Below are 24569 nucleotides of genomic sequence, written 5' to 3'. Positions count from 1 at the left end.
CCATGGACGATCGAACGCCGCGGATCGAGGACATTCACGGTCTCGGGCTGGACCCTCGCGAGGTCGCCGCGCTCGACGAGCCGATCCGACGATTCTATCTCTCGCTGCCGCCCATGCTCTCCGCCGAGGAGATCGAGCAGGTCAACCGGGGCACCAAGGTCCTGGGAGGCGACTACGTGTACCGCGGGCTCGATTTCGCGGTCCCGCCCGGCGTCCTCGTGCCGGGCGGGACGAGCGAGGTGATCTTCGACGCCCTCCACGACGGGCTCGTCGAGACGCAGGGCGCCTCGGTCGTCGTGATGGGGTGCGGAGCGGGCGTCGAGCCCGTCCTCGCGCGGCAGCGCGGCGCCCGCGAGATCTACGCGATGGACATCCATGAAGCGAGCGTCGCGTCGAGCCTCGCGAGCTTCGAGCGGCACACGGGCCCGCGCGACCCCGGAAGGCACCATTTCATGGTCTCGGATCTCTTCTCCGCGCTCCCGCCCGGGACGCGCGCCGACGTGATCGTCTTCAACCCGCCCGCGAACCCGCTGCGCTCCGACGATCCCGATCTCACGCGGGTGAACTTCTCGGGCTCCGCGATCATGGTGCGCTTCTTCGACGAGATCGCCTCTCGAGAGCTGCTCGCGCCGGGGGGCAGGGTCATCACCGTGCTCTCGAACGCCAGCAACCTCCAGGGCATCACGGGGCACGCGCTTCGCCGGGGGTTCCGGCCCGAGCTCCTGAGGCGGAAGACCTGGTCCGCTCCCTACGACAGGATCCTGACACACCTTCTCTCCTTCACGTTGTGACGAGAGCTCGACCGATGGCCCAGCACCGCACGCAGCCCCGCCAGGAGGCCTTGAGCTTCGGATCGTACTGGAAGCTCGCCCTACCCCTGACCCTCGCCGGCCTGTCGGGGCCCATCATGAACGCCACCGACACCGCCGTCATGGGGCACTTCGGCGACGCGGCCACGATGGGGGGAGTCGCCGTCGGCAGCCAGATCTTCAATACCCTCTACTGGCTCCTCGGCTTCTTCCGGACCAGCACGAGCGGCTTCGCCGCCCAGGCGCGCGGCGCCGAGGACCGCCAGGATGCCGCGCTGCAGCTATTCCGTCCGCTGGTCTTCGCGGGCCTGGTCGGCTGCGTCTTCGTGCTGCTGCAGGGCCCCCTCGGGGCCGCCGGCCTCGGTCTGATGGGGGCCCACGGACAGGTCGAGTCCCACGCGGCGGCCTACTACGAGGCGCGCATCTGGGGGGCTCCCGCGGTGCTGATGGGCTACGTGATCGCGGGCTGGCTCATCGGCATGGCCGAGGTGCGCTGGGTGACGCTGCTCTATGTCGGGATGGACCTGCTCAACCTCGTCCTGACCGTCACCTTCGTCACGGCGCTCGACCTCGGGGTGAGCGGCGTCGCCTGGGCCACCGTGCTGGCCGAGGTGACGAAGGCCGTCGTCGGCTTCCTGGTGATCTGGCGCAAGGGCCACCTGCGCGGCGTGGAGCTACGATGGCAGCACCTCGCGGATCTCCACGCCATCACCCGCATGTGGCGCGTGAACAGCGATGTCCTCGTGCGCACGACGTGCCTGCTCGGCGTCTTCGGCTGGATCACCCGCCAGAGCGCGCTCCTCGGCCCCGAGGTCCTGGCGGTCAACGCGATCCTGATGCACATGCAGCTCGTCATCTCCAGCGCGCTGGGCGGGCTCGGGAACACCGCGGGCATGCTCGCCGGCCAGGCGATAGGGGCCCAGTCCCGGGAGCGCTTCCACGACACGATCCGGCTCTCGTTCTGGACGGCATCGTTGTCCGCGCTCGCCATCAGCCTCGCGTGCCTGGTCGCGCAGCCGGCCATCCTCGGGCTGTTCACGCCGCTGGAGTCGATCGCGCAGATGACTGGCCGCTACTTCGTCTGGATGGTCCTGTTCCCGCTCGCGATCTTCTGGAGCATGATCCTCGAGTGCGTCTTCACGGGCGCGACGCGGGCCGGCCCCGTCCGCAACTCGCTGCTCGCCGCCACCCTGGTCTTCTTCGTCACCTGGCCTGTCGCCTCGGCCCGCTGGGGCAACCACGGGCTCTGGATGGCCTTCCTCCTGTTCAGCCTGACGCGCTCCCTCTATCTCCACCTGGCGCTCCCGAGGCTCCTGCCCCTGGCGTTCCCGGCGCGCCGTCGGGAGCCCGTCACCGCCTGACGCGCGCCTGCGGGCCGCGCTCCGCTGCACGTCGCATCACGTCACGTTCCAGCTCCAGGAGAGTGCTCGATGTGTTCGATCGCTGGCATCTTCAACAAGAAGCGGCCCATCGGCGCCGCGCAGCACGACGAGATGGCGTCGCTGCTCGAGGCGATGCACCACCGCGGACCGGACGCGCGGGGCGCCCTGCAATGCGCGAGCTGGGCCCTCCTCGGCAGCAACCGGCTGCGCATCACCGACGCCGGGAACCCCGGCGCGGACATGCCGCTCACCTCGGCCGATCAGCGCCTCACCATCGTCTTCAACGGCGAGATCTACAACCACCGCGACCTGCGCGCGCGGCTGTCGCGGTTCCCGTTCAGGACCGCATCCGACACCGAGGTCATCCTCGCGGCATACGAGGCCTGGGGGCTCGCCTGCGTGGAGCGGCTCGAGGGCATGTTCGCCTTCGCCCTGTTCGACAGCGCGACACAGACGGGGCTCATCGCCTGCGACCCCACCGGCCAGAAGACCGTTTACGTGTGGGAGGACGACGACGCCCTTGTCTTCGCCTCGGAGATCGACCCGCTCATCAAGGACCCCTACCGCAGGAAGGACTGGGACCTCGACGGCCTCGCGGAGTTCACCGCGCAGCGATTCATCCTCGGCAGCGCCACGCACATCCGGCAGATCCGCAAGCTCGAGTCCGGCACCTGGCTGACCAGGACGCCCGAGCGGCAGGAGACGGGGCGCTTCTACCGGATCCCGCGCGGGGACCTGACGAGGACCGACGTCCCCGCGATCCAGCAGGAGATCAGGGACGCCGTCGTCGACGGCTGCCGCAGCACGTTTGGCCTCGAGGTCCCCTACGGCCTCCTGCTGAGCGGCGGCATCGACTCCACGGCGGTCCTCGCCGCGGCCCGGCGCGCTGGCCTGCCGATGAGGACGTTCTCGATCGGCTTTCAGCCGACGGGTCAGCTCCTCCCGAGGAGCACCAGCGTGTTCGACGAGTTCGCCTATTCGAGAGCGCTGGCCCGCGAGCACGCCACGCAGCACACCGAGATCACCCTGTCGGACACCGACTACTGCGCTTACCTCGACCGGTGGATCGAGATCGCCGGCGAGCCGCTCGGGTCCCAGGAGGCGCCCTGCCTCCTCCGGCTCTTCGAGGAGGCCGGGCGCGAGACGCGCGTCATCTTCTCCGGGAGCGGGCCTGACGAGATCTTCGACGGGTACTCCTACGGCCGGGCGATGGCGGACGTGCGCCTCCCCGAGCTCGCCGAGCGCTACTTCGCCGCCTTTCAGTGGTCCGGGAAGACCGACCTGAGGCAGCTCATGCCTCACCACGACGCCGCGCGCCTGACGACCGACAAGTACCGCGCGATCCTCTCGCTCTACGGCGACTGGCCGCTCGACAGCCTTCAGGCCGTGCAGCTCCTTCACTTCCACGGCCGGCTCGCCGTTTACGAGTTCCGCCAGATGGACCTCATCAGCATGCGCCACAGCGTCGAGGCCCGCTCGCCCCTCGCGAACACCGAGCTCGTCCGCGTCGCGTTCGATTTCGAGAGCAAGCTGAAGCAGCTCGACGGCTCCGAGAAGGGCATCTACAAGCAGGCCCTCGCCGATCTCGTCCCCCCGGTGATCGCCTCGCGCAAGAAGCAGGGATTCCCCATCCCCGCGGAGATGTGGTTCTCGAGGCCGTTCGCGGAGAGGGCCGCCATCCTCTTCGACCGGGGCTGCGTGCTGAGCGGCGCCGGCCTCGTCGACCAGAGCTACCTGCGCAGGCTCTGGGAGGATCCGGACCCGGCCACGCGCAACCTGTTCTCCCGCCTGGTCACGGCCGAGGGCATCCTCCGGCGCCAGGCGCCGCACCTCGCACCGTCGCGGGTCACCTGATCCCAGGCTCAGCGGGGAGGGAAATGACAGCCCTGTCGCAGCGCTCGCGCCCAGAAAATGCAAAACGTTTGCAATTGACATTTCATTGCTGGTGACGCATAAGTGGCCTGCCAGCGTCGGCGAGCTCGCCGGCGGTCCCGGCATGCTTGCGGCGCAGCAGCCTCCGGAGCCGCGCGGCGAAGCCCTCGCGCGCGGCGCGCCTGGCCTCGAGATCAGCGGCACGCCCGACGAGCTCGCGCCAGATCTCCCGCCATGCCCCGGTGCGCCCTTCGGCGCGACGGCCAGCGCTCCCTGCCGCCTGTCGGTCGCGGCGCCGTGATTCGGAGGGGCACGTTGCTCAGGAAGGGAGTCCTCATGGAGTTGATGGTCGAGCCGATCGCGAGCCCTCTTCCCGAACCATCGCCGTGCACGGCAGAGCGGGCGCGCCTCTTGTCGGAGGGATACGCCGTGATCCCCGGCGTCCTCGGGCGGGACGAGGTGGGCCGCTACCGCGCGCTCGCGCGAGGGATCCTCGCGCCGCAGCAGTCCAGGGAATACCAGGAGAAGCACGCCGCGATCGGCAGCCTGCTCGATATCCTGCGGGAGCCGGGGTTCGTCGACCTCATCGCGCACCCGCGGTCGCTCGCGGCCCTCCGCGGCCTCGGGTGCGACGAGCCGCGGTACCTCCACGGCATCGTCTTCAACAAGCTACCGAGGACGCCGCGGACGTTCTGGCACCAGGACTGCACGTTCTGGAACCATCCAGCCGCGTACGAGCCGGCGCCCCACGAGCTGATCCTCATCTATTACCTCGTGGACACGACGCCCCATAACGGCTGTCTCCGCGCCATCCCGGGCAGCCATCTGAGGCGCCACCCGCTCCATGAGCCCCTGCGCGGCGCCTGCATTCCGGATCTGGAGCGCATGCGGGATCCGAGCTCGCCCGCCTTCCAGACCTACCCCGACGAGGTCTCGATCCCGGTCAAGGCCGGCGACCTCGTCGTCGTCGACGTGCGCCTCCTGCACGCGACGCACGCGAACGACAGCGACGCGGAGCGCACCGCGCTGAGCCTCTGGTACATCCCGGACTGCGACGCTCTCCCCGAGGGCGTCCGCGCCCGGTTCACGCTCCGGACAGGGCTCGATGAGCGGCTCCCGTATGTGCCGGCGGGCTGGCCCGAGGACGCCGCGGCGCGGCTCCGCGCCCTCCTGCCGGCGGCCTACGAGGGGAGCGCCGCTCCGTTGCCCTGGCACACCGATCCTGACGAACGGCTTCCCGACGAACGGCTCCGCTGATCTGGAGGGCCTCATGAACACGGTCATCGATTCTTCGCTTTCAACACGCATTCACCGCATCTACCAGGAGCTCGCGAGCATGGGCTCCCTCGAGCCGAGCCAGCGGGTCAACCACCTGTTCAGCGAGCTCGTGAGCATCTCGATGTCGCGCTCGCACGGCGAGGCCGACGAGGTGCTCGGAGATCCCGCCGTGAGCGAGATCCGGGAGGGCCTCTGGCGCGTCTGCTCGCGCGGCGAGTACGAGCTGGAGCGCCACTGGGCGCGGCGCGTCGCCGCCGCGGACGACCCGGCGGCCGAGCTCCGGAGCTTCCCGTACGCCGTGAACTACGAGAAGCTGACCCGGCTCGAGCTCTCCGGCCTGCGGGGCGTTCGCGACGAGCCGCCGCGGCGCGTGCTGTTCATCGGCTCCGGCCCGCTGCCCTTCACCTCGATCCTGCTCGCCGAGCGCCTCGGGCTCCCGGTCAGCAACATCGACGTCGACGAGGAGGCGTGCGCCGACGCCCGCGCGCTCGCGCGTCGGCTCGGGCTCGCGGAGAAGCTCGAGTTCATCTGCGCCGACGCCCTGTCGTGCTCCGACCTCTCGGAGTTCGACTGCGTGTTCCTCGCCGCGCTCGTCGGCATGAACCTGCGCGAGAAGGTCCGCCTGCTCCACCACCTCCACGGGGTGATGCGCCCGGGCGCGCTGCTCCTCGTCCGCAGCTCGCAGCGACTACGCACGCTGCTCTACCCCGAGGTCGACATCCATGGAATGGCGCCCTTCGAGCCGCTCCTGGAGATCCATCCGCACGACGAGGTGATCAACTCGGTGATCATCGCGGAGCGGCCGGCGCACGACCCGATCGCCGGCTGAAGAGGCGACATGCTAAGGTCCCGGCCTGTCAGCACCTGGCCGAGGAGCCCATCATGACCACGCCCGCGATCCCATCGAAGCTGCCGTCGACCGGCGTCAGCATCTTCACGGTGATGACGCGCCTCGCGAACGAGCACGGCGCCATCAACCTGTCGCAGGGGTTCCCGGATTTCGACTGCGCGCCGGAGCTGGTGGAGACCGTGGCCCGCCACATGCGCGCCGGCCACAACCAGTATGCCCCCATGCAGGGCGTGCTGGCGCTGCGCGAGGCGCTCGCCGCGAAGATCGAGCGGATCTACGGGCGCCGGTACGACCCGGCGACCGAGATCACGGTCACCTCGGGCGCGACCGAGGGCATCTTCAGCACGCTGACCGCGCTCGTCCGGCCCGGCGACGAGGTCATCCTGTTCCAGCCTTGCTACGACTCGTACGCGCCGGCCGTGCTGCTGAACGGCGGCACCCCCGTGTTCGTCACGCTCCGCTTTCCGGACTACCGCGTCGACTGGGACGAGGTGCGGCGCGCGATCACGCCGCGGACCCGGCTCCTGCTCATCAACTCGCCGCACAACCCGACCGGCACGATGCTGTCGGCCGACGACATGCGCGAGCTCGCCCGGGTGGTGGACGGGACCGACGCCCTCGTCGTCGGCGACGAGGTGTACGAGCACATCGTCTTCGACGGGCGCCGGCACGAGAGCCTCGCGCGGTATCCGGAGCTGGCCGACCGCTCCGTGGTCATCAGCTCGTTCGGGAAGACGTACCACACGACGGGCTGGAAGGTCGGCTATTGCGCGGCGCCGCAGCCGCTCTCGGCCGAGATCCAGCGGGCGCACCAGTTCGTGACGTTCGCGGTGAACGCGGCCATCCAGCTCGCGTATGCCGAGGTCGTGGCGCGCGATCCGCTCGCGGCCGATCTCGCCCCCTTCTACCAGGCGAAGCGCGACCGGTTCCTGAAGCTCATCGAGGGCTCGCGGCTGCGCCCCCTGCCGTGCGAGGGCACGTATTTCCAGCTCGTCGATTACTCCGACATAACGACCGAGCGAGACGCCGATTTCGCGCTGCGCCTCATCCGCGAGCACGGCGTCGCCGCGATCCCGATCTCCCCGTTCCTCTCCGGCGCGGAGCCCGGGCCCGTCCTGCGGTTCTGCTTCGCCAAGCGGGACGAGACGCTCGAGCGCGCGGCGGAGCGGCTGCGCCGGGTCTGAGCGGCGGCGCGCCGTCAGGCGCCCGCGCGCGCCGGGGCCTCGGCCGCGCTCAGCGCAGCACCCGGCCGGCCACCGCGGAGAGCCGCTCGACGAGCGCGGGATCGCGCGCCTCCGGGGCGGTGATGATCGCGCTGTCCAGCGCCGTCTGGCAGCCGTGGCGGCAGGGGCCCTGGTGGCTGCCGAGGAGCGGCGCCACGTTCTTCACCAGCGCGCGTGCCCTGTCCGCGTTGCGCTGCAGCACGGAGACCACCTGGTCCACGCTGACGGCGTCGTGGCCCGGGTGCCAGCAATCGAAGTCCGTCACCATGGCCACGGTCGCGTAACAGAGCTCCGCCTCCCGGGCGAGCTTGGCTTCGGGCATGTTCGTCATGCCGATGACGTCGCAGCCCCAGCTCCGGTACAGCTCGCTCTCGGCGAGCGACGAGAACTGCGGCCCCTCCATCACGAGGTACTTGCCGCCGCGCCGCACGTTGATGTCGAGGCCCTCGCAGGCGGCCATCACCGCGTCGCCCAGCCGCGGGCACACAGGCCTCGCCATCGACACGTGCGCCACCACGCCCGTCGAGAAGAAGCTCTTGTGGCGCGCGAACGTGCGATCGATGAACTGGTCCACCACCACGAAGCTGCCCGGCGGCAGGTCCTCGCGCAGGCTGCCCACCGCGGACAGCGAGAGGACATCGGTGACGCCGCTGCGCTTGAGCGCGTCGATGTTCGCCCTGAAGTTGATCTCCGACGGCGGGACGCGATGGCCGCGGCCGTGCCGCGGCAGGAACACCACGCGGTGGCCGTCCAGCGTGCCGAAGCACAGCTCGTCCGAGGGGTCGCCGAAGGGCGAGGAGACCTTGCGCCAGGTGACGTCGCTCAGGCCGTCAACCTGGTACAGGCCGCTGCCGCCGAGGACGCCGAGCACGGGAGTGGGGGTTCGCGACATGGGAGGGCTCCTGGAGTTGTGCGCGGGATGGGGAGGCCGTGAGAGGGGGAAATTTGAACCACAGAGGCACAGAGGGCACAGAGGAGAAGAGAGAAGAGAGTCTGCTTGTGCTGTGCTCTGCTCGACTCACGCTACCGGGCCATCCATCCGCTCCCTGCGCGGGAGCGCGGACGGATCGAGGCGTTCGAAGCTCGTGAACACGGGGTGGCCGTGCCCAGGGGCGACGGGCGCCTCGCCCCGATCCAGGCACGCGGTGCGCAGCCCGGCGTCGCGGGCCGCGCAGAGCTCGGCCACGCTGTCCGAGAGGAAGAGGATGTCCTCGGGGGGCAGCTCGAGCGCCCGGGCGATGAGGGCATACGACCGAGGCTCGACCTTCGGGCCGGTCGTCGTGTCGAAGTAGCCGGAGAACAGCGGTGTCAGATCGCCGTGGGCCGTGTGGCCGAACAGCAGCTTCTGCGCGGCGATCGAGCCGGACGAGTAGATGTACAGGCGGAGCCCGCGCGCGCGCCACGCCCGCAGGGCCGCCGCCGCGTCCGCGTGGACGTGGCCCGTGAGCTCGCCCCGCGCGTAGCCCTCCGCCCAGAGGAGCCCCTGCAGCGCCTTGAGCGGCGTGGCCTTGCGGTCCTCGTCGATCCAGCGCAGCAAGAGCGCCACGGTGCCCTCGTCCCCCGGCGCCGCGTCGCCGGCGAGCGCCCGCGCCTCGTCGAGGTGCCGGCGCACCGCCGGGTCGTCCCGGCGCGACGCCACGAAGGCCGGGAGGCGCTGGCGGGCGAAGGGGAAGAGCACCTCCTTCACGAAGGCGATGGAGCTGGTCGTCCCCTCGATGTCGGTGACGACCGCGCGCACCGCGCTCACGGCGCGTACCTCGGGAACCGGTCCGCGATGTCGCTCCCCGTGAAGTTGCCCACCCAGCCGTCCGGGCGCTCGAAGAAGCGGATGGCCGCGAACAGGGGCCGAGGTCCCATGTCGAACCAGTGCCGCATCTCGGCGGGCACGCTGATGAGATCCCCGCGCGTGCACACGATCTGGAGCACCCGCCTCCCGGCGTGCAGGTAGAAGCAGCCGCTGCCCTCCACCAGGACGCGGGACTCGTCCTCGGTGTGCGTGTGCTCGGACAGGAACTTCTTCCGCGCCTGCTCCGCGTTCGGCGCGTCCGGCCTCATGCGCACCACGTCCACGATCTCGTAGCCGTGCGCCGCGCGCTCGGCCTCTACCACGTCGCGGTAGGCGGCGAGCACCTCCTCCTGGCCGGCGCCGTCCGGCAGCGGGATGGAGGCGTCGACGCGCTCGAAGCGAACGCCGACGGCGCCGAGCTCGCGGCGGATGCCGTCGAGATCCGTGTACACGGCCGACGGCCGGTCCGGCTGTTCCTCAGGATAGATGGTCAGGTGACTCATCGACAGAGCCTCATCCTCTCGAGCTCGCAGGTGAGCAGGTGTTCCAGCGCCACCGTGTGGCGGCGCGCCTCGCGCACGGATCGGCCCCAGGCATAGAGCCCATGACCCGCGATGAGGTAGCCCACCGCCTCCGGGCGGCGGGCCAGCTCCGCGGACACGCGCTCGGCGAGCCGCGGGACGTCCTGATCGTTCGGAAAGACGGGGATCACGACGGTCGCCTCGTGGGTGCGCGTGTCGCCCAGCGCCTTGAGCAGCTCGAAGCCGCGCAGCGCGATCGCCCCCTCGGCCTCGCGCAGCGACGACAGGAGCGCGCTGACCACGGAGTGGGTGTGCAGCACGGCGGCCACCCCGGGGCGCTCGCGGTAGAGATGGAGGTGCAGCGGCGTCTCCGCCGAGGAGCCCGGCGGCGGCGGCGCGTGGATGTCCGCCACCAGGACGTCGGCCTCGGCCAGCTCGCCCTTGTCCACGCCGGAGCGCGTGACAGCCGCGGTGCGCGCGTCGAGCCGGCGCGAGAAATTGCCGCTGGTGGCCGGCACGAAGCCGCGCAGGCTCAAGAAGCGACCCACCTCCACGAGCTCCCGCGCGGCCTCGGCCAGGGTGGACGAGGCCGAGGAGGTCGCCATGGCAGAAGCTGCCGACATGCTCACCTGTCCTCTCCTGGGCCGCCATCTACAACGGGAGTCACATTGATGCAACTCATTTGCGTTTACTCCTCGCCGCGCTGGGCCGGCCCCGAGCACGGCGACGCGCGGTCACGGCTCCGGCGCCGCCTCAGCGCGCGATCGCGTGCGTGTACTTGAGCAGGAGCGCGCGCTCGTGGGCGGCCGCCGCGCCGCCGAGGCGCTCGTCATAGACCAGCCACAGGTCCGTCCCCTCGCGGACGTGGTGGCGCAGGCGCACGTTGATGCTCGTGCGCTCCGTGACGCTGCTGTACTGGAGGAAGGCGCTGAGCGAGGCGTGGATATTGAACCCGAGCTTCAGGCGCAGCCTCGCGATGTGCGCGTCGAGCGAGGCGCCCCGATCGGGAAAGCGGATCGCGTCGAACCGGTACTCCCCGCCCAGGCCGAGGTGGGCCGACGGGCTCCACGCCGGGCTCAGCGTGGCAGAGAAGCTGTAGCCGTCATAGAACCCGCCCGCCTCGACGGACACGTCGCAGCGCAGCCTGCGGCCGTCTGGCATGTAGAGCGCCGCTCCGGCGCGGTGGAAGTCGTAGCGGCCCACCGGAACCTCGATGCCCTCGATCTCGCCGCCGAGCACCAGCCGATCCCACACCTCCTCGCGCCGGTGGCGGCTCACCACCTCGATCTCGTCTCCGCTCGCAAAGGTGAGCCCCACGAACGGGCTGACCTGCGCCGACTCGAGGGCATCGTCGCGGCTCCGCTGGTACGCCCGTCCCTCGGCGCCGAGCCGCGCCGCGCTCACGGGCGCGCCGGCGTCGAGCAGCCACTCGTGCTTCGCGGAGAGGTCGGCCGAGCGATACCCCTGGTACGGCTCGAAGCCGACGCCGGGGTCGAAATCGGCGCCGGCCCAGCCGAGCTCGGCCCGGTAGCTGAGCCCCTCGGCGCGCCTCCGCTCCCACGCCGCGAGCGCGCGGCCGCTGTCCAGCCACCGCGCCGGCTCCGCCTCGTCCGGCCGCCTCGAGCGCGCGCTCTGCGCCCACCGCAGCGTGAGGAACTCGTCCCCGACGACGTGGAGGGTGCCGTCGACCCCGTACGCGGTGTTGTAGCGACCGTCGAGCCCGACCCTGCTCGTGAGCATGCCGCCCACGCTCGAGAGCGGATCGTCGAGCTGGCGCCGCAGCCGGAGCACGCCGAAGTTCTCGGACGGCAGCGCGTCGCCCTCCGCCGTCTGGAGGCTCAGCGCCCCGATCTCCCACCGCCCGACGCGGCCGGCGAGGCGCGCTCCGCCGAGGATCGCCACCGGCTTGCCGTCAGCGAGCCCGATGCGCCGGCTATGGAACAGCCGGCCGTCCCCTGCGAGCGGGAACTCGAAGATCCCGGCGCGCTCGAGGAAGAACTGCCGCTTCTCCGGGAAGAAGAGGGGATATCGGGTCAGGTTGATCTGCTCGTCGTCCGCCTCGACCTGCGCAAAGTCGGTGTTGACGGTGACGTCGAGCGTCAGGTTGCTGGTGATCCCGTACTTGACGTCCACGCCCGCGCTGTACGCGGCCGCCTCCTGGTCCGGAGCGCGGCGCCCGGCGCCGCGCGCGGCGGCCGGGCTCTCGACCGAGTAGCCGACGAGCGCGTAGGGCGTGATGGTCAGCGCGCGGCGCGAGGCGACGCCCGTGAGCACGACGTCCCGCAGCCTGGACGGCTTCGCGTAGGCCCGCGGCCACCTCGGCGGGACAGGCGGCCAGGTGTGCCGCTCGCTCTGCCGCGCCAGCCAGCGATACACCGACAGGCCCATCGTCACGCGACCTGTCTCGCTCTGGAAGCCGAGCGTCGAGAACGGGATGCGCATCTCCGCCGACCACCCGTCGCGCGTCCTCTGCGCCGCCGCGTCCCAGCGGCCGTTCCAGCTCCAGTCCGGCTCGCCGGAGGCCATGTCCGACGAGACCGTCCCGTCCACGCGCGCGCCGGTCGGCATCGTGTAGAACCAGAGCGCCGTGGTGTCGTCGTTGAAGGGATCGACGATGAGCCCCACGGTGTCGTCGCCGGCGTACTCGTCGCGGTACAGCGAGTTGGCCCTCACCTCCGCCGGCTCCGTGTCGCGCAGCCGCGCCGCCAGGTAGAGGTGCTCGTCGTCGTGGGCGACGCGGATCTCCGTGATCTGCGACGGCGCGCCCCCGAACACCGGCTCGTAGGCGACGACCGGCACCGGGGCCACCGCCCGCCACGCGGCGTCGTCCACGGCGCCGTCGACCACGACGGGCCCCGCGAGCCTCGGCAGGCGCATGGGCGCCGCGGCCCGCGCGGGCCTCGGCGCGCAGAGCGCCAGCGCGGCGGCGGCGAGCGCCGGCGCCGCCATCCGTAAACTACATTTCATTTGCAACCAAGTTGCTTTAGCAGTAACAGCGAGCGCCGCCGGGATCAAGCCCGGCGCCGCGCGCGGCGGCCACGCGGCAGCGTCGATGGTTGACTCGCCCGGCCGCCCCTGGCTGCCGGGCTCCGCCGAATGGAGGCCTCATGCTGAAGTACACGTCCCAGCTCGGAGCGATCCCCCGCGACGTCGTCGACGGCATGCTCGACGACGTCGCGCGCGCCGACATCCCGTGGACCGAGAACTACTCGCGGTATCAGTCCGGCGGGTGGAAGACCGCCGCGCTCTACAACGCGAGCGGCGACTCGCAGGAGAACGACCTCGCGGACTGCGCGCCAGTCCCCACCGAGGTCGTCCCGCGGCTGCCCCGGGTCCGCGCCTTCATCGAGGGATCAGGCCTCAAGCTGATGTGGGTCAGGCTGCTGCGGCTCGACCCGGACGCGTTCCTGTGGGAGCACACCGACTACGGGGCGCACAACCTGAGCCGCGTTCCCCGGCTCCGGCTCCACGTCCCCCTGAAGACCAACCCGGACGCGCTCATCGTCCTGCCGTCGCGCTCGGTCCACATGAAGAGCGGCTTTCTCTGGAAGCTGTCTCCCCACGAGACGCGCCACGGCGCCTGCAACCGCGGCTCCGAGGAGCGTATCCATCTGATCCTCGACTGCTACATGAACGGCCACCTGGAAGAGCTCGTCGCAAAGGAGCTCCTCGAGCCCGACGCCGTGCGGGAAAAACCCGGGCTCACGGAGGAGCGCTTCGCGGAGCTCTGCCGCGACGCCGACGCGCTGATGAGCAGCGGGCGAGAGGGCGCCGCAGAGGACCTGTTCCGGAAGGTGTTCCACAGCCATGACCTCGGCAGCCTGTCGAGCTACGACCTGCTCGCGCGCTACTTCGAGGGGCGCGGCGACGCCGCTCGGCGGGATCAGTGGTTGAAGGAGAAGATCACCTTCCTGAACCTCAACGTGCCCGGACATCCGTTTTATCAGCCCGCCCTCGCGTGATACCCGGGCAGCGGGCGCCCTGCCCGCGGTCCCAGGTTCACCCACATCCGCGAGCGCACACCGCCTCCGGCGGGTCCGGCGGCGCCCGGAGCGGAAAGATACGCCTGCTTGCCAGCGCCGCCGGAACTCCATAGCATCGAATCTTGCGGGCTCGCGGGGGCTCCGCGCTTACCTGGAACGGGCCTATCATGCTTGAGATCACGCACGCACGGACAGGCGCGCTCGAAGACCTCTCGCCGGGCGTCGCGGACGCGCGCCCGGCGCCCCACCGAGCGCGGGAACGGCGCGCTGACGCCGTCCGCCCTCGCGACGCCGCCGCCTCGCCCGCCGACGCCCGCGCCAGGCAGGCGCCCGCGCGGCGCAGCGTCACGGCGCGCGCCGTCCGCTCCGACATGCTGCTCGTGCTGCTCACCGCGCTCGTCGCGATCGCCGCGGGCGGCGCCCTCGGGTGCGGCCACGCCTGCAACTACGGATTCTCGCCTTGCACGGCGGTGTCCTCCGCGTCCGCCACGCCGAGCCCGTCGGTCGTCGACAAGGCCGCCTGCCCGACCGAGTATCGCCCGCTCTGCCTCGGCAAGGACTCGCGCTGCGTGACCGACCAGAACGGCTGCCAGGTCTGCGATTGCGTGGAGAGCGGGTCGCCCGTGACCACGCCTCACCCGCGCGACGTCCACGATCCGCGCGAAGGGCGCTAGCCTTGCGCCCCGAAACTGGCAGATAGCCCGCGCGCGCCTGCCCGCGCGCGGCCTCACCCGAGCAGCTTCCGGATCGCCTGGAGCAGCTCCGGGAAGGCGCCCCCCTTCGACAGCGCCGCGTCGGGCGCGGGCGCGCCGCCGAGGTCCTCGTCGCCGGTCCCGCTGAGCAGCACCGCCCTGGCGCGCGGCAGGCGCGCTCGCAGCGGCCCGAGCAGGTCGGTGCCGCGGCCGTCGCCGAGGTTCCTGTCGAGCAGCGCGACGTCGTACCGCGCGCCCTCCGCCGCGAGCTTCCGGGCGGCCTCGGCGAACGAGCCCGCCACGTCGACCTCGAACCCCTCGTCCTCGAGCAGCGCGGCGAGCACCAGCCGCGACGCCTCGTCGTCGTCCACGATCAGCACCGCTACGCCCACGCCGCCCTCCGGCGCCCCGCGGCGCGCTGCCCCGCGGCCCTCAGCACCACCGCGGGTCGCTCCGGGCGCGCGCGATCGCGTGCATCAGCTCGCGCACCTCGAACGGCTTGCGCAGGCAGGCGTACCCGCCGCGGCTCGTGAAGGCGTGGATCATCTCCGGCGGCGCGTGCCCGGTCATCGCGATCACCCGGATCTGCTTGCTCATGCGCCGGAGCTGCTCGTACGTCTTCACGCCGTCGAGCGCCGGCATCACGAGGTCGAGCACGCACACGTCGACCGCCTCGTCCCGGGCGCGCTGGATGGCCGCGTACCCGTCGTACACCGCCTCGGCGCGCAGCCCGGCCGCCCGGAGCCCCGCCACGATCGCCTCCGCCACGTCGGGCAGGTCGTCCACCACGAGCACGGGGCGCGACTCCAGCGCCCGCGCGACGACCCGCACGAGGTGCTCCATCGAGAACGGCTTGTAGATGACGGCGTAGACGCCCTCGCCGATGCCCTCCTCGATGAGCTTCTCGATCGCGAAGGCCGTCATCAGCACCACCGTGAGCCCCGGCTGGATCCGCCGCAGCTCCCGGAACGTCTCCACGCCGTTCAGGCCGGGCATCTTCACGTCGCTCAGCACGAGCGCGAAGCGCTGCTGCCGCGCGAGCTCGAGCGCGTGCGCCCCGTCGCGCGCCTCGACGACCTCGTAGCCCTCGAGCTCGAGGTTCGCGGCGAGCGTGGCGCGCATCCCCTCCTCGTCGTCCACCACGAGCACCCGCCTCGTCGTCTGCATCGTCGTCCCACCTCTCACGCCGGCTGCGCGGCCCCCAGCCCAGGCGCCGCCGCGCGCGGCAGCCGCACCGTGAACGTCGTCCCCGCCCCGGGCTCGCTCTCCACCGCGATCGTCCCGCCGTGGAGCCGGACGATGCCGGCGGTGATGGCGAGCCCGAGGCCCGTCCCCTTCAGCTTCGTGCTGAAGAGCGGCTCGAAGATCTTCGCGAGGTGCTCGCTGTCGATCCCGGCCCCGTTGTCGGCGACCGACAGCACCACCTCCCCGTCGCACGCGCGCGCCGTGACGCTGACGCGCCCCTCGCGCCCGGCCGGGATCGCCTCGGCCGCGTTCTGGATCAGGTTCACGAGCACCTGGCGGAACTGATCCTTGTCGAGGCTCGGCACCGGCAGCCCGGGCGGCACCTCGTTCGCGAGGCGCACGTGCGCGGGCGCCTGCACGACCGAGATGGCGTCGTCGACGAGCGGCCCGAGCGGGCACGCCGAGCGGCAGAGCCGGCGCTCCCGCGCGAAGTCCAGGAGATCGTCGATGATCCCGGCGCACGAGAGCAGCTCCTTCTCCATGAGCGCGAGGAACTGCGCGACACGCGGCTCGGCGCCGAGCTCGGTGCCGGCGAGGCGCTTCTTGAGGTAGTACGCCGCGTTCCTGACCGCGCCGAGCGGGTTGCGGAGCTCGTGGCCGACGCTCGCCGCGAGCTGCCCGATCGCGGCGAGCCGCTCGACGCGCAGCCTGGACTCCTGCGCCTCGCGCAGGCTCTCGGCCATGTGGCGCAGGGCCGCGCCCATGCGCCCGAACTCGTGCCGTCCCAGGTCGGGCACGGCGTGGCCCAGGTCGCCCCCGGCGATGCGCCGCGCGCACTCGGTGAGCGCGCTGAACCCGCGCGCCATCGTGCGCAGGAGGCCGCCGAGGAGCACGACGAGGATCAAGAGCGCCGACGCCATCAGGGCGATCCCCGCGCGCCGGATCTCGGCGCTGGCGCGGCCCGCCTCGTCGGAGCTCTGCGCCACGCCGCGCCGCGCGTCGGCGATCGCGGCGTCGATGTGGGGAACGAACCCGCGCTCGTACGCCCGCTCGGGTGACTCGACGAACCGCCGGTTGGCCGCCAGGCGGTTCCCGCCGCTCGCCATGCGGGTCACCTCGTCCATGTCCCCGGCGATCGTCGTGAAGCTCACGCGCATCCGGCGCAGGCGCTCGTCCACCGCACGGGTCGCCGCGCGGCCCGCCTGCTCGGCCTGCGCCTCGGGCTCGCCGCCGCGGAGGCGCTCGTCCTCGATCCGGGCCCGGCCGAGCGCCTCCACCGCGGCGAGGTCCCGCGCGACGAGCGCGCCGAGGTGCCGCAGCTCCTCGGTGTCGCCGCCGCCGAGGGAGATCTCCGCGGCCTCGCGCATGTAGCGGCTCGCGTCGTTGGCGAGCGTGACGTGCCGGGTGAGGTCCTCGTAGGCGAGCTCGGAGCGCCGCTGGAGCAGCGCCATCCGGCCGGAGGTGACGTGGAGCGCCAGGGTCGCGAGCAGGACGACCGACGCGGCCACGACGAAGATCAGCGCGAGCCCCGTCCGGATGCTCATCGCGGCGCCCCGCCCGCGCCCGCGGTCACGCCCGCGCCGGCTACGCCCGCCGCGCCGGCTACGCCCGCCGCGCCGTCCTCGCCCGCCGCGCCGCCCGCGCCGCCCTCGCCCGCCGCGCCGCCCTCGCCCGCCGCGCCGCCCTCGCCCGCCGCGCCGCCCGCGCCGCCCTCGCCCTCCGCGCCGCCCGCGCCGCCCGCGCCGCCCTCGCCCGCCGCGCTGGACAGGGGCAGCTCGATGCAGGCCCGCGTCCCGCGCGGCGCGCCGCTGACGAGGGTGAGCGTGCCGAGGTAGCGCCGCGCCACGCGCGCGGCGATGTTGAGCCCGAGGCCGAGGTGGCCTGGTTTTGTCGTGTAGAACGGCCGCGTGATCGCCTCGATCTCCGCCTCGGGCACGCCCGCCCCGGTGTCGCTCACCTCGATGCGGTAGCGGGCGCCGACGACGCCCGCGCGCAGCGTCACGACGCCGCCGCCCTCCATCGCCTCGGCCGCGTTCTCCACGAGGCACCGCACCGCCAGCGACAGCTCGGCCGGGTCGAGCTCGACCACCCCGTCCGCCGCGTCCACCTCGACGCGGATCCCGGGCGCCGCGATGCGCGCGCAGGCCGCCGCCGTCCGGACGCACTCGAGGGCGCTCGCGCTCACCGTCCGGCGCAGGGGGCGCGCCCGCGACCCGATGACGTCGTCGACGAGCGCGCTCGCCGCGATCGCCTCCTCGTCGATGACGTGAATGAACTGCTCGACGCGCGGGTCGTCCCGAAACACCTGCTCCCGGGCGACCTTCCGCTTGATGAAATACGCCGCATTGCGGATCGTCCCGAAGCAGTTGCGCAGGTCGTGGCGCAGCGTCGCCACGATCTCCTCGGCCGTCGCGGCCTGCTCCGCCGCGCCGAGCGGATCCCGGCTCATCATCGCAGGCGAAGCCCCTCCTCGGCGCGCTCCCCGCCTCGCCCGGCGGTCACTTGAGGGTTCGGCCCGGGAGACCGACGTCGCCGAGCCGCGTCGCGAGATCGCCGAGCCGTGTCGCGCCGACGTGGCTCGACGCGCGGGAGGACGGCGGCGGGAACGAGCTCACCCGCGCGCGCTGCGAGGAGTCCGGCGGCTCCCGGACGTCCGGCGCCCGCCCGGACGTCGGGAACCTCCCCGAGGCGGGCGCGGCGGCCTCGCGCCCCGCAGAGGAGCTCGCGAGGCCGCCGACCGCACGCCGCGTCTGGGCGAGGCGGGCGAGCTCGAGGACGATGCGGGTGATCCGGGCCGGCTCGAACGGCTTGAGGATCACGTAGTGGCGCCCCCCCTCGCTGGAGCGGATGTACTCCTCGGCGCCCGTGATCAGCACGCAGCTCGTGTAGAGCGGCAGCTCGCCCACCCGCTGGAGGAGCGCTTCGCCGTTCATCCCCGGCATCTTGTAGTCGGAGCAGACGACGTGGAACTGGCCAGTCTGCAGCAACTCGAGCGCCCGGTGGGCCGATCTGCAGGTGGTGACGTCGACGTCGTCCGAGAGGATGGCCGCGATGCTGTCCAGCATCCTCTGCTCGTCGTCGACGACGAGCACGCGCAGCCTCTCCTGGGCATACAGGCTCACGTTGCTCCTCTTGTGTGTTCGTGCGGGGATCGGGCTCTGCTGCGGCGTCCGGCGGCAAGAGGCCTCACGCGCCGCGCGCGCGACAGGTCCGCTCGCTCGAGCGGAGGCTCGCCGTGCAACCGCGCCGCGACCTCATGCCGTCGTATCGATACGCGCCGTCGCGAAGCAACGGCATGAGCAGAGTGGGAATCTACATCACGGACCCTACTCCCGTAAAGCGATTCCTGAGCATGTCGCGCGCTCGCCATCGCGGGGCGGTCTCGTCGGCGTCTTGTCCTGGTCCCGGCCCTGATCGCGGCCCCCGCGCTGTTCACCGATCTGAAACATTCGAGTCACGGAAACGATAAGCGTGTCGGCAGGCGCCGCGCATGGATTGCAATCCTGCAAGGAGGGTATCGGTCATGCCTGTGTCGCGCGTCGGTTGTTTGCGCCTGTCCTGCGCTTCGCCGTGAGCGCCTGTCACCGATGTGCGCTCCTCGCAGGTGCGCACGGCGCGCCGACGCGCGCGGCGGCCCCGGCGGCTGCGTCGCCCGGCGCCGCCGCGCGCGTCGGCGCGCGTCGGCGCGCAACCCGGGCGGGAGGAGCCCCAGCCGTCCAGGCGCGACGGTCGCCCCGGGGCGCACCAGCAGCCGGCCGCCTCGAGCACGGCGCCCGGCTGACGGCGGAGTGACCACTGCGATCCGGTCTGGTAGGGTGCGCCGGTCCCCATGCCTCCGGCCATCGACAAGCGCGCGCTCCTCGCGGCCCTGAAGGAACAGCTCGCCCGCGAGCTCGAGCGCTCCACCGAGCGGGCGCGCGACGCCGCCAGCGCCGCGACGCACGAGGAGAACCGCGCCGAGGGCGACAAGGACATGCGCGCCACCGAGGCGTCGTACGTGGCGCGGGGGCACAGGGAGCGCGTGCTCCAGGTCGAGCAGGCGCTCGCGAAGCTCGGCGCCGTCGAGGTGCGCGACTTCGGTCCGGGCGCCGGCATCGAGAGCTCGGCGCTCGTCGAGCTGGAGAGCGGCAAGCGACGCGCGCTCTACTTCCTGCTGCCGGCGGCCGGCGGCGAGCGCATGCAGTTCCAGGGGGTCGAGCTGCAGACGCTCGCCACGACGAGCCCCCTGGGCGCGTCCCTGCTGGGCCTTTCGGACGGCGACGAGGCCGAGGTCGTCACGCCGCAGGGCACGCGCACGTACCTCATCACCAGCGTGCGGTGATCTCCGGCCGCGCGGCGCCTCGCCGGGCCACCCGCCCGGCGGCGGAGCCGTTGCCTGCCGAGCCTGCCTTCGAAAAAAGCGCGGGCCCCCGTAGGGAGCCCCGCCCCGCCGGCGTCCCAGGGATGAACGACCCGCTCGGCACGACGCGGGCGACCCAGGAGAAGAGTCCATGATGCAGTCTCGTTGGTGGAGGCTTGGTGGGATCTTGCCGCTCGTCGGCGCGCTGGTCGGCGCGTCCGGTTGCACCGCGGAGACGGGCCAGAGCGACACGTCCCCGAGCGAGGAGGCCGCCGAGGCGGCGCTCGCCGAGGGGCGGACGAAGGGCGGCCGCGGCGGTGACGCCGGCGGCCACCGGATGGGCTTCGGCCACCGCGGGGGCGCGCACGGCCCCGAGCACCTCCTGCGCGCGGCGCTCCACGAGCTCGACCTGTCGGACGCGCAGGAGGCGACGATCGAGGGCGCCTTCGAGGGCCTGCGCGACGGCGCGAAGGAGCGCCCGGAGCGCGGGGCCGTCTTCGCGGCGCTCGCCGAGGGCGTGCGCGCGGGCAAGATCGATCGGGCCGCGATCGAGGCGAAGCTGCCCGACGCCGGCCGCATGGCCGAGGAGCGCCGCGCGCGCGTCGCCGGGGCGCTGAGCACGCTGCACGCGACGCTCACGAAGGAGCAGCGGCGCCAGCTCGTCGACGCGATCGCCGCGAGGATGGACAGGCACGGGGAGAAGGGCGACCGCGGCGATCGCCACCGGGGCCCGGACGGCGACCACGGCGAGCGCGGCCCCGGCATGAAGGGCGGCCCCGGCATGAAGGGCGGCCCCGGCATGAAGGGCGGCCCCGGCATGAAGGGCGGCCCGCTGGGGCACCTGCTCCGCGGCCTCGACCTGCGCGACGATCAGCGGGCGCAGATCGACAAGGCGCTCGAGCGCGCGCGCCCGGCCGGCGCCGCCGGGGAGGCGCGGAAGGAGGATCGCGCGGCGAAGCGCGCCGAGGGGCGCGCGGAGATGCGCGCGCGGCTCGAGGCGTTCGCCGCCGACCGGTTCGACGCGAGCGCGTTCCTGCCGCCCATGGACGCGACGGTGGGCCCGCGGGCGCACCTCGGCCACATGATCGACGCGCTCGCCGCGATCGTCCCGGTCCTCGACGATGCGCAGCGCAACGAGCTCGCCGATCGCCTCGAGAAGGGCCCGGCCGCCGGCAAGCTCGGGCGCGGCCACCGCGGCCCCGGCCGCGGCGAGCACGGCCCCGGCCGCGGCGAGCACGGCCCCTGGCGCGGCGAGCGCGGCGAGGGCGGCCCCGGGCGCCGCTGAGCGCCGGTCCCCATGGCGCGCGCGTGGCGATGGGAGCAGAATCGCGAGGGCTCGTGATCGTCGACCTGAGGCTCGTCGCAGCGCGCGTCGCCCGGGGCGACGACGCGGCCTTCCGGCAGATCGTCGATCATACGCGCGCGCCGATGTACCGCCTCGCCGCGCGCCTCGTCGGCGACCTCGGCGAGGCCGAGGACGCCCTGCAGGAGGCGTTCGTCGACGCCTACCGCGCCCTGCGCGAGGGGCGCTACGACGGGAGATCGAAGGTGGAGACCTGGCTGTACCGCATCGTGACGAACGCCTGCCTCGACGCCCTCCGGCGTCGCCGCGACACCCCGCGCGAGGCGCCAACCGAGCCGCGCTTCGACGGCCTCGTCTCCGCGGAGGCGCGCGTCGCGCTGCGCGAGCTCGACGCGATGCTCGCCGGGCTGCCGCCGCAGGAGCGCGCCGCGCTCGTCCTCGTCGCCGTCGAGGGGCTGCCCGCGAAGGAGGCGGCGGCCGCGCTCGGTTGCTCCGAGGGCGCTGTCGAGCAACGTTTGGTGCGCGCCCGGGCCGCGCTCCGCGCGCGACAGACCGAGAAGGAGGCGCCGCATGCCTGACCGCGACGACGACCGGACCGACCTCGATCGGGACCTCGCGCGCCTCGCGGCCGCGACCGACCGGCTGGACGCCGACGACCGCTTCACCGAGGCGGTCCTCCGCGCCGCCGCGGCCGCCGACGACCCGCTCGCCCGCATCGCGCGCGCGACGGAGGATCTCGCGCCGGACGCCGCCTTCACCGACGCGGTCCTCCGCGCCGCCGCCGCCGCGCCCGCGACGGCCGCGCCCGCGGCGGCTGCTCCCGCGCGCCCCGCGGTGGCCGACGGCATCGTCCGGTCGGGCCGCGCGGCCATCGTCGTGACCGCCCTCGCCGCGGCCGCGAGCGTGCTGTTCTTCCTGCGGACCCAGAGCGACTTCGACAGCGCGGTCATGGCCTCCGTGGACACCCTCGAGGCGAGCGAATGACAGAGCGCCCCGCGCCCCCGCCCTCCCCTGCGCGCTGGAAGCCCCTGGCCGTGCTCGCCGCCGTCTTCCTCTTCGGCGGGGTCGCCGGCGCCGCCATCGGCCGCGGCACGGCCCTGAGCGACCTCGAGGCCACCTTCCGTCGCCCCCCGACCGAGGCGCGCGCCCAGTTCCGCCTCCGGGCGATGCGCCGCCACCTCGACCTCACGCGCGACCAGGTGCGCGAGCTCCGGGCGACCCTCGACGAGGCCGAGGCCGAGCGGGAGCGGCTCCTCGCCGCGTGCCGCCCCGCGCTCGACGAGCTCCGCGACCGCACCGACGCCCGCGTGAAGAGCGTCCTCACGCCCGAGCAGCGGGCCCGGTACGAGGAGCTCGAGGCGGAGCGGCGGCAGCGCCCCGGTCCGCCGCACGGGCCGGGGCACCGCGGGCGCGGGCCCGGGCGCGGGGGTGACGAGAGGGACTAGAAACGCGAGGTCGCCTGGAGCTCTGCTACGCCCAGAGCACCGAGAGGTCGAGCTCGATGGCGTCGAAGGGCTCGACGCGGACGCGCGCAGCGTCGCTGTGGACCACTGCAGACCCCCAGCGACGATCCCCACCGAGCACGTGGACCTCCAGCGTCCGCGCGATCGGGTCGACCAGCCACGCGTGCCGCACGCCCTCGCGCGCGTAGATCGGCATCTTCTCGTCCCGGTCGTATCCCTCGGTCGACGGGCTCAGGACCTCGCAGATCCAGTCCGGGGCGAGCTCGAAGTAGGCCGTCCTGGGCAGCTCGGGCATGCGCCCGCGGCGCCAGCCGGCCAGGTCGGGCACGAGCGCGTCGATCTCGCCGGGCGCCTCCGGATCGGGGAAGTGAAGCTCGGGTTCGACAAGAATGCGCCAGCCTCCTGGGCCACCCCGCCCCCGCTGGAAAGGACCGAAGAGCTCCCCCTGCAGCGCGCTCTCGGCGCTCGCGTGCCGCGGCGTCGGCCGGGGGAACACGTGCAGGGTGCCGCGGACGAGCTCCGCCACCTTGTTCGGCGGGACGGCTTCGAGGTCGGCGTACGTGGCGCGGCGCTGCTTCTCGGCGGGCTGGCCCATCACCGGAGCCTGCCCGGGGACGCGCGGCGCGGCAAGGCGGCGGCCGTCCGCCCGCGCCGCGCACATCCATCGGCCGCGTGAAGAGAAGATGTTGTCGACCGCGCCGTTGTCGCGGGGCGGGTCGATGAGCGGCCAGTCCGCCCGCGTGACGGCCAGCGGATCCCACGGGTGGCAAAACGACACACGTCGTCTGCTGCCGACCTCGCTAGGCGAGATCCTCTTCTTGCAGCGCGCAGTTGATCCCGAACGCCGCGTCGGCCCCCTCGGCGGCGGCCATGATGGCGAGCAGCACGTCCCGCGACGCGTCCCCGGCGACGAAGACGCCCTCGCACGTCGTCTCCTCGTGCTTGTCGGCCGTCTCCACGCCGTGCGCGTCCGTGACCTTGCAGCGGAGCTTCTTCGCGAGATCCGACCCCTGCACGAGCGTCGTCTTCAGGAAGAGCGCGCGGCGCTCCACGGAGCTGCCGTCCTCGAGCACGACGCGCTCCAGCATCCCGTCCCTGCCCTCGAGCCGGGCGATCCGCTCCTCGCGCACCCCGACGCCGTGCCGCTCGAGCCGCTGCGCCTCGGACTTCGGGATCCGGGCCGGGCCGTCGGTGAAAAGGACGACATCGTCGCTCCACGTCCTCATGTTCACGGCCATCAAGATCCCCGTACACCCCTGTCCGTAGACGCCGATCGGCTGATCCCGCACCTCCCAGCCCTCGCAATAAGGGCAATGGTGGACGCTCTTGCCGTACATGGGCTCGAGGCCCGGGAGGTCGGGCAGCCTGTCGACGAGCCCGGTGGCGAGCAGCAGCTTGCGGCAGAGCAGGCGCTCGCCGCCCTCCAGCGTCACCTCGAAGCGCTTCGCGTCGCGGCGCACATCCGCGACGGTCACCTCGCGGATCTCGACGCCGTAGGGCCGGAGCTGCTCGCGCCCTATCCGCCTGAGCTCGGACGGCGCGATGCCGTCGCGCGACAGGAACCCGTGCATCGCGTGCGCCGCCTCGTTTCGATACCGGCCGGAATCGCACACGAGGACACGCCTCCGGCACCGCCCCAGGATGAGCGCGGCGCTGAGGCCGGCGGGCCCTCCGCCGACGATGATCACGTCGTATCCCGGGAGCTCCTCTTCGTGTGTGGACATGGGTGACCGGCCCGCCTCGCAACGGGCGCGCCGGACGCCGACGTTCTCGCCCGTGGCGGTCCCGCGGTCCGTCGGGAATGTGCTGGATACCGCTCAGCTCGGAGGCTCCTCGTGCGGGCGTGAGCGTGGGGGTAAGACCGGGGGTAAGAGCGGGCGTAA

General features: G+C 72.7%; 25 protein-coding genes. 13 read left to right on the top strand and 12 right to left on the bottom strand.

Annotated features, from left to right (window positions below; all coding sequences use genetic code 11):
- Nucleotides 1–2: 2 nt before the first annotated feature.
- The 6 genes from WMF24_RS46495 to WMF24_RS46470 all read left to right on the top strand — a co-directional run bounded on the left by WMF24_RS46495 (nt 3) and on the right by WMF24_RS46470 (nt 7375).
- Complete coding sequence (locus tag WMF24_RS46495) at nt 3–791, top strand: methyltransferase (RefSeq protein WP_437733925.1); 789 nt, start codon at nt 3–5, stop codon at nt 789–791.
- A 14-nt stretch (nt 792–805) separates the two neighbouring features.
- Nucleotides 806–2170 (top strand): MATE family efflux transporter, encoded by a 1365-nt coding sequence (locus WMF24_RS46490; RefSeq protein ID WP_437733924.1) that lies wholly within the window; start codon nt 806–808, stop codon nt 2168–2170.
- Nucleotides 2171–2239: 69 nt separating this feature from the next.
- A complete protein-coding gene (gene asnB, locus WMF24_RS46485) occupies nt 2240–4045 on the top strand; it encodes an asparagine synthase (glutamine-hydrolyzing) (protein ID WP_437733923.1) in 1806 nt (601 codons plus the stop codon).
- Between the two features lie 354 nt (nt 4046–4399).
- Complete coding sequence (locus tag WMF24_RS46480; protein WP_437733922.1) at nt 4400–5320, top strand: phytanoyl-CoA dioxygenase family protein; 921 nt, start codon at nt 4400–4402, stop codon at nt 5318–5320.
- Nucleotides 5321–5333: 13 nt separating this feature from the next.
- Nucleotides 5334–6170 (top strand): nicotianamine synthase family protein, encoded by an 837-nt coding sequence (locus WMF24_RS46475; RefSeq protein WP_437733921.1) that lies wholly within the window; start codon nt 5334–5336, stop codon nt 6168–6170.
- Between the two features lie 53 nt (nt 6171–6223).
- Nucleotides 6224–7375 (top strand): methionine aminotransferase, encoded by a 1152-nt coding sequence (locus tag WMF24_RS46470; RefSeq protein WP_437733920.1) that lies wholly within the window; start codon nt 6224–6226, stop codon nt 7373–7375.
- Nucleotides 7376–7424: 49 nt separating this feature from the next.
- On the opposite strand, the gene WMF24_RS46465 is transcribed toward WMF24_RS46470, so the two are convergent.
- From WMF24_RS46465 to WMF24_RS46445, 5 genes are all read right to left on the bottom strand, one after another.
- Nucleotides 7425–8306, bottom strand: coding sequence for an S-methyl-5'-thioadenosine phosphorylase (locus tag WMF24_RS46465; protein ID WP_437733919.1), 882 nt, complete (start codon nt 8304–8306; stop codon nt 7425–7427).
- A gap of 126 nt (nt 8307–8432) precedes the next feature.
- Entirely contained in the window at nt 8433–9161 is a 729-nt protein-coding gene (mtnC, locus tag WMF24_RS46460) for an acireductone synthase (protein ID WP_437733918.1), read from the bottom strand.
- A complete protein-coding gene (locus WMF24_RS46455) occupies nt 9158–9703 on the bottom strand; it encodes a 1,2-dihydroxy-3-keto-5-methylthiopentene dioxygenase (RefSeq protein ID WP_437733917.1) in 546 nt (181 codons plus the stop codon). The genes mtnC and WMF24_RS46455 overlap by 4 nt, the downstream gene beginning before the upstream one ends.
- Nucleotides 9700–10344, bottom strand: a complete 645-nt coding sequence (locus WMF24_RS46450) for a methylthioribulose 1-phosphate dehydratase (RefSeq protein WP_437733916.1) — start codon at nt 10342–10344, stop codon at nt 9700–9702. Before WMF24_RS46450 ends, WMF24_RS46455 begins: the two co-directional genes overlap by 4 nt.
- 130 nt (nt 10345–10474) lie before the next feature.
- Nucleotides 10475–12688: a DUF5916 domain-containing protein gene (locus WMF24_RS46445; protein WP_437733915.1), complete on the bottom strand. Its 2214-nt coding sequence runs from the start codon at nt 12686–12688 to the stop codon at nt 10475–10477.
- A 140-nt stretch (nt 12689–12828) separates the two neighbouring features.
- On the opposite strand from WMF24_RS46445, the gene WMF24_RS46440 reads away from it, so the two are divergent.
- Complete coding sequence (locus tag WMF24_RS46440) at nt 12829–13683, top strand: aspartyl/asparaginyl beta-hydroxylase domain-containing protein (RefSeq protein ID WP_437733914.1); 855 nt, start codon at nt 12829–12831, stop codon at nt 13681–13683.
- Between the two features lie 188 nt (nt 13684–13871).
- The gene (locus WMF24_RS46435) at nt 13872–14378 is read left to right on the top strand and encodes a hypothetical protein (RefSeq protein ID WP_437733913.1); all 507 of its coding nucleotides are present in this window, start codon (nt 13872–13874) and stop codon (nt 14376–14378) included.
- A gap of 53 nt (nt 14379–14431) precedes the next feature.
- Here WMF24_RS46435 and WMF24_RS46430 read toward each other — a convergent pair whose 3' ends face one another.
- From WMF24_RS46430 to WMF24_RS46410, 5 genes are read right to left on the bottom strand one after another with little or no spacing between them, the layout of a single operon-like run.
- Nucleotides 14432–14788 carry a response regulator gene (locus WMF24_RS46430; protein ID WP_437733912.1) on the bottom strand — a complete coding sequence of 119 codons (357 nt, stop codon included), beginning with the start codon at nt 14786–14788 and terminating at the stop codon, nt 14432–14434.
- 40 nt (nt 14789–14828) lie between these two features.
- Complete coding sequence (locus WMF24_RS46425; protein ID WP_437733911.1) at nt 14829–15563, bottom strand: response regulator; 735 nt, start codon at nt 15561–15563, stop codon at nt 14829–14831.
- 14 nt (nt 15564–15577) lie between these two features.
- Nucleotides 15578–17125: a sensor histidine kinase gene (locus WMF24_RS46420; RefSeq protein WP_437733910.1), complete on the bottom strand. Its 1548-nt coding sequence runs from the start codon at nt 17123–17125 to the stop codon at nt 15578–15580.
- The gene (locus tag WMF24_RS46415) at nt 17122–18033 is read right to left on the bottom strand and encodes an ATP-binding protein (RefSeq protein ID WP_437733909.1); all 912 of its coding nucleotides are present in this window, start codon (nt 18031–18033) and stop codon (nt 17122–17124) included. Before WMF24_RS46415 ends, WMF24_RS46420 begins: the two co-directional genes overlap by 4 nt.
- A gap of 46 nt (nt 18034–18079) precedes the next feature.
- Entirely contained in the window at nt 18080–18703 is a 624-nt protein-coding gene (locus tag WMF24_RS46410) for a response regulator (protein ID WP_437733908.1), read from the bottom strand.
- A gap of 707 nt (nt 18704–19410) precedes the next feature.
- On the opposite strand from WMF24_RS46410, the gene WMF24_RS46405 reads away from it, so the two are divergent.
- The 5 genes from WMF24_RS46405 to WMF24_RS46385 all read left to right on the top strand — a co-directional run bounded on the left by WMF24_RS46405 (nt 19411) and on the right by WMF24_RS46385 (nt 22668).
- Nucleotides 19411–19902: a GreA/GreB family elongation factor gene (locus WMF24_RS46405; protein WP_437733907.1), complete on the top strand. Its 492-nt coding sequence runs from the start codon at nt 19411–19413 to the stop codon at nt 19900–19902.
- Between the two features lie 169 nt (nt 19903–20071).
- On the top strand, nt 20072–21205 hold the full coding sequence (locus WMF24_RS46400) for a Spy/CpxP family protein refolding chaperone (RefSeq protein WP_437733906.1): 1134 nt from the start codon (nt 20072–20074) through the stop codon (nt 21203–21205).
- 29 nt (nt 21206–21234) lie between these two features.
- Nucleotides 21235–21801, top strand: a complete 567-nt coding sequence (locus WMF24_RS46395) for an RNA polymerase sigma factor (protein WP_437733905.1) — start codon at nt 21235–21237, stop codon at nt 21799–21801.
- Entirely contained in the window at nt 21794–22207 is a 414-nt protein-coding gene (locus WMF24_RS46390) for a hypothetical protein (RefSeq protein ID WP_437733904.1), read from the top strand. Before WMF24_RS46395 ends, WMF24_RS46390 begins: the two co-directional genes overlap by 8 nt.
- Nucleotides 22204–22668 (top strand): hypothetical protein, encoded by a 465-nt coding sequence (locus WMF24_RS46385; RefSeq protein ID WP_437733903.1) that lies wholly within the window; start codon nt 22204–22206, stop codon nt 22666–22668. The genes WMF24_RS46390 and WMF24_RS46385 overlap by 4 nt, the downstream gene beginning before the upstream one ends.
- A 25-nt stretch (nt 22669–22693) precedes the next feature.
- Here the strand turns inward: WMF24_RS46385 and WMF24_RS46380 are convergent, their stop codons facing one another.
- Both WMF24_RS46380 and WMF24_RS46375 read right to left on the bottom strand, forming a co-directional pair.
- Nucleotides 22694–23281, bottom strand: coding sequence for a Uma2 family endonuclease (locus WMF24_RS46380; protein ID WP_437738940.1), 588 nt, complete (start codon nt 23279–23281; stop codon nt 22694–22696).
- A 205-nt stretch (nt 23282–23486) separates the two neighbouring features.
- Nucleotides 23487–24410, bottom strand: coding sequence for an NAD(P)/FAD-dependent oxidoreductase (locus WMF24_RS46375; RefSeq protein WP_437733902.1), 924 nt, complete (start codon nt 24408–24410; stop codon nt 23487–23489).
- Nucleotides 24411–24569 lie beyond the last annotated feature (159 nt).

This window comes from Sorangium sp. So ce1335 (assembly GCF_051521615.1).
GTDB lineage: Bacteria > Myxococcota_A > Polyangia > Polyangiales > Polyangiaceae > Sorangium.
Note: the sequence above shows the minus strand (reverse complement) of the source record. Positions and strands in the feature narration are given on the sequence as shown.

Bases quoted from the DNA above. Each gene is read 5' to 3' on its own strand.
- WMF24_RS46450 (WP_437733916.1), bottom strand. From the start codon at position 10,344: ATGTCGGCAGCTTCTGCCATGGCGACCTCCTCGGCCTCGTCCACCCTG.
- WMF24_RS46475 (WP_437733921.1), top strand. From the start codon at position 5,334: ATGAACACGGTCATCGATTCTTCGCTTTCAACACGCATTCACCGCATC.
- WMF24_RS46400 (WP_437733906.1), top strand. From the start codon at position 20,072: ATGATGCAGTCTCGTTGGTGGAGGCTTGGTGGGATCTTGCCGCTCGTC.
- WMF24_RS46390 (WP_437733904.1), top strand. From the start codon at position 21,794: ATGCCTGACCGCGACGACGACCGGACCGACCTCGATCGGGACCTCGCG.
- WMF24_RS46480 (WP_437733922.1), top strand. From the start codon at position 4,400: ATGGAGTTGATGGTCGAGCCGATCGCGAGCCCTCTTCCCGAACCATCG.
- WMF24_RS46415 (WP_437733909.1), bottom strand. From the start codon at position 18,033: ATGATGAGCCGGGATCCGCTCGGCGCGGCGGAGCAGGCCGCGACGGCC.
- WMF24_RS46445 (WP_437733915.1), bottom strand. From the start codon at position 12,688: ATGAAATGTAGTTTACGGATGGCGGCGCCGGCGCTCGCCGCCGCCGCG.
- WMF24_RS46435 (WP_437733913.1), top strand. From the start codon at position 13,872: ATGCTTGAGATCACGCACGCACGGACAGGCGCGCTCGAAGACCTCTCG.
- WMF24_RS46405 (WP_437733907.1), top strand. From the start codon at position 19,411: ATGCCTCCGGCCATCGACAAGCGCGCGCTCCTCGCGGCCCTGAAGGAA.
- asnB (WP_437733923.1), top strand. From the start codon at position 2,240: ATGTGTTCGATCGCTGGCATCTTCAACAAGAAGCGGCCCATCGGCGCC.
- WMF24_RS46495 (WP_437733925.1), top strand. From the start codon at position 3: ATGGACGATCGAACGCCGCGGATCGAGGACATTCACGGTCTCGGGCTG.
- WMF24_RS46470 (WP_437733920.1), top strand. From the start codon at position 6,224: ATGACCACGCCCGCGATCCCATCGAAGCTGCCGTCGACCGGCGTCAGC.
- WMF24_RS46455 (WP_437733917.1), bottom strand. From the start codon at position 9,703: ATGAGTCACCTGACCATCTATCCTGAGGAACAGCCGGACCGGCCGTCG.
- WMF24_RS46490 (WP_437733924.1), top strand. From the start codon at position 806: ATGGCCCAGCACCGCACGCAGCCCCGCCAGGAGGCCTTGAGCTTCGGA.
- WMF24_RS46380 (WP_437738940.1), bottom strand. From the start codon at position 23,281: ATGGGCCAGCCCGCCGAGAAGCAGCGCCGCGCCACGTACGCCGACCTC.
- WMF24_RS46425 (WP_437733911.1), bottom strand. From the start codon at position 15,563: ATGCAGACGACGAGGCGGGTGCTCGTGGTGGACGACGAGGAGGGGATG.
- WMF24_RS46385 (WP_437733903.1), top strand. From the start codon at position 22,204: ATGACAGAGCGCCCCGCGCCCCCGCCCTCCCCTGCGCGCTGGAAGCCC.
- WMF24_RS46420 (WP_437733910.1), bottom strand. From the start codon at position 17,125: ATGAGCATCCGGACGGGGCTCGCGCTGATCTTCGTCGTGGCCGCGTCG.
- WMF24_RS46440 (WP_437733914.1), top strand. From the start codon at position 12,829: ATGCTGAAGTACACGTCCCAGCTCGGAGCGATCCCCCGCGACGTCGTC.
- WMF24_RS46375 (WP_437733902.1), bottom strand. From the start codon at position 24,410: ATGTCCACACACGAAGAGGAGCTCCCGGGATACGACGTGATCATCGTC.
- WMF24_RS46465 (WP_437733919.1), bottom strand. From the start codon at position 8,306: ATGTCGCGAACCCCCACTCCCGTGCTCGGCGTCCTCGGCGGCAGCGGC.
- WMF24_RS46395 (WP_437733905.1), top strand. From the start codon at position 21,235: ATGGGAGCAGAATCGCGAGGGCTCGTGATCGTCGACCTGAGGCTCGTC.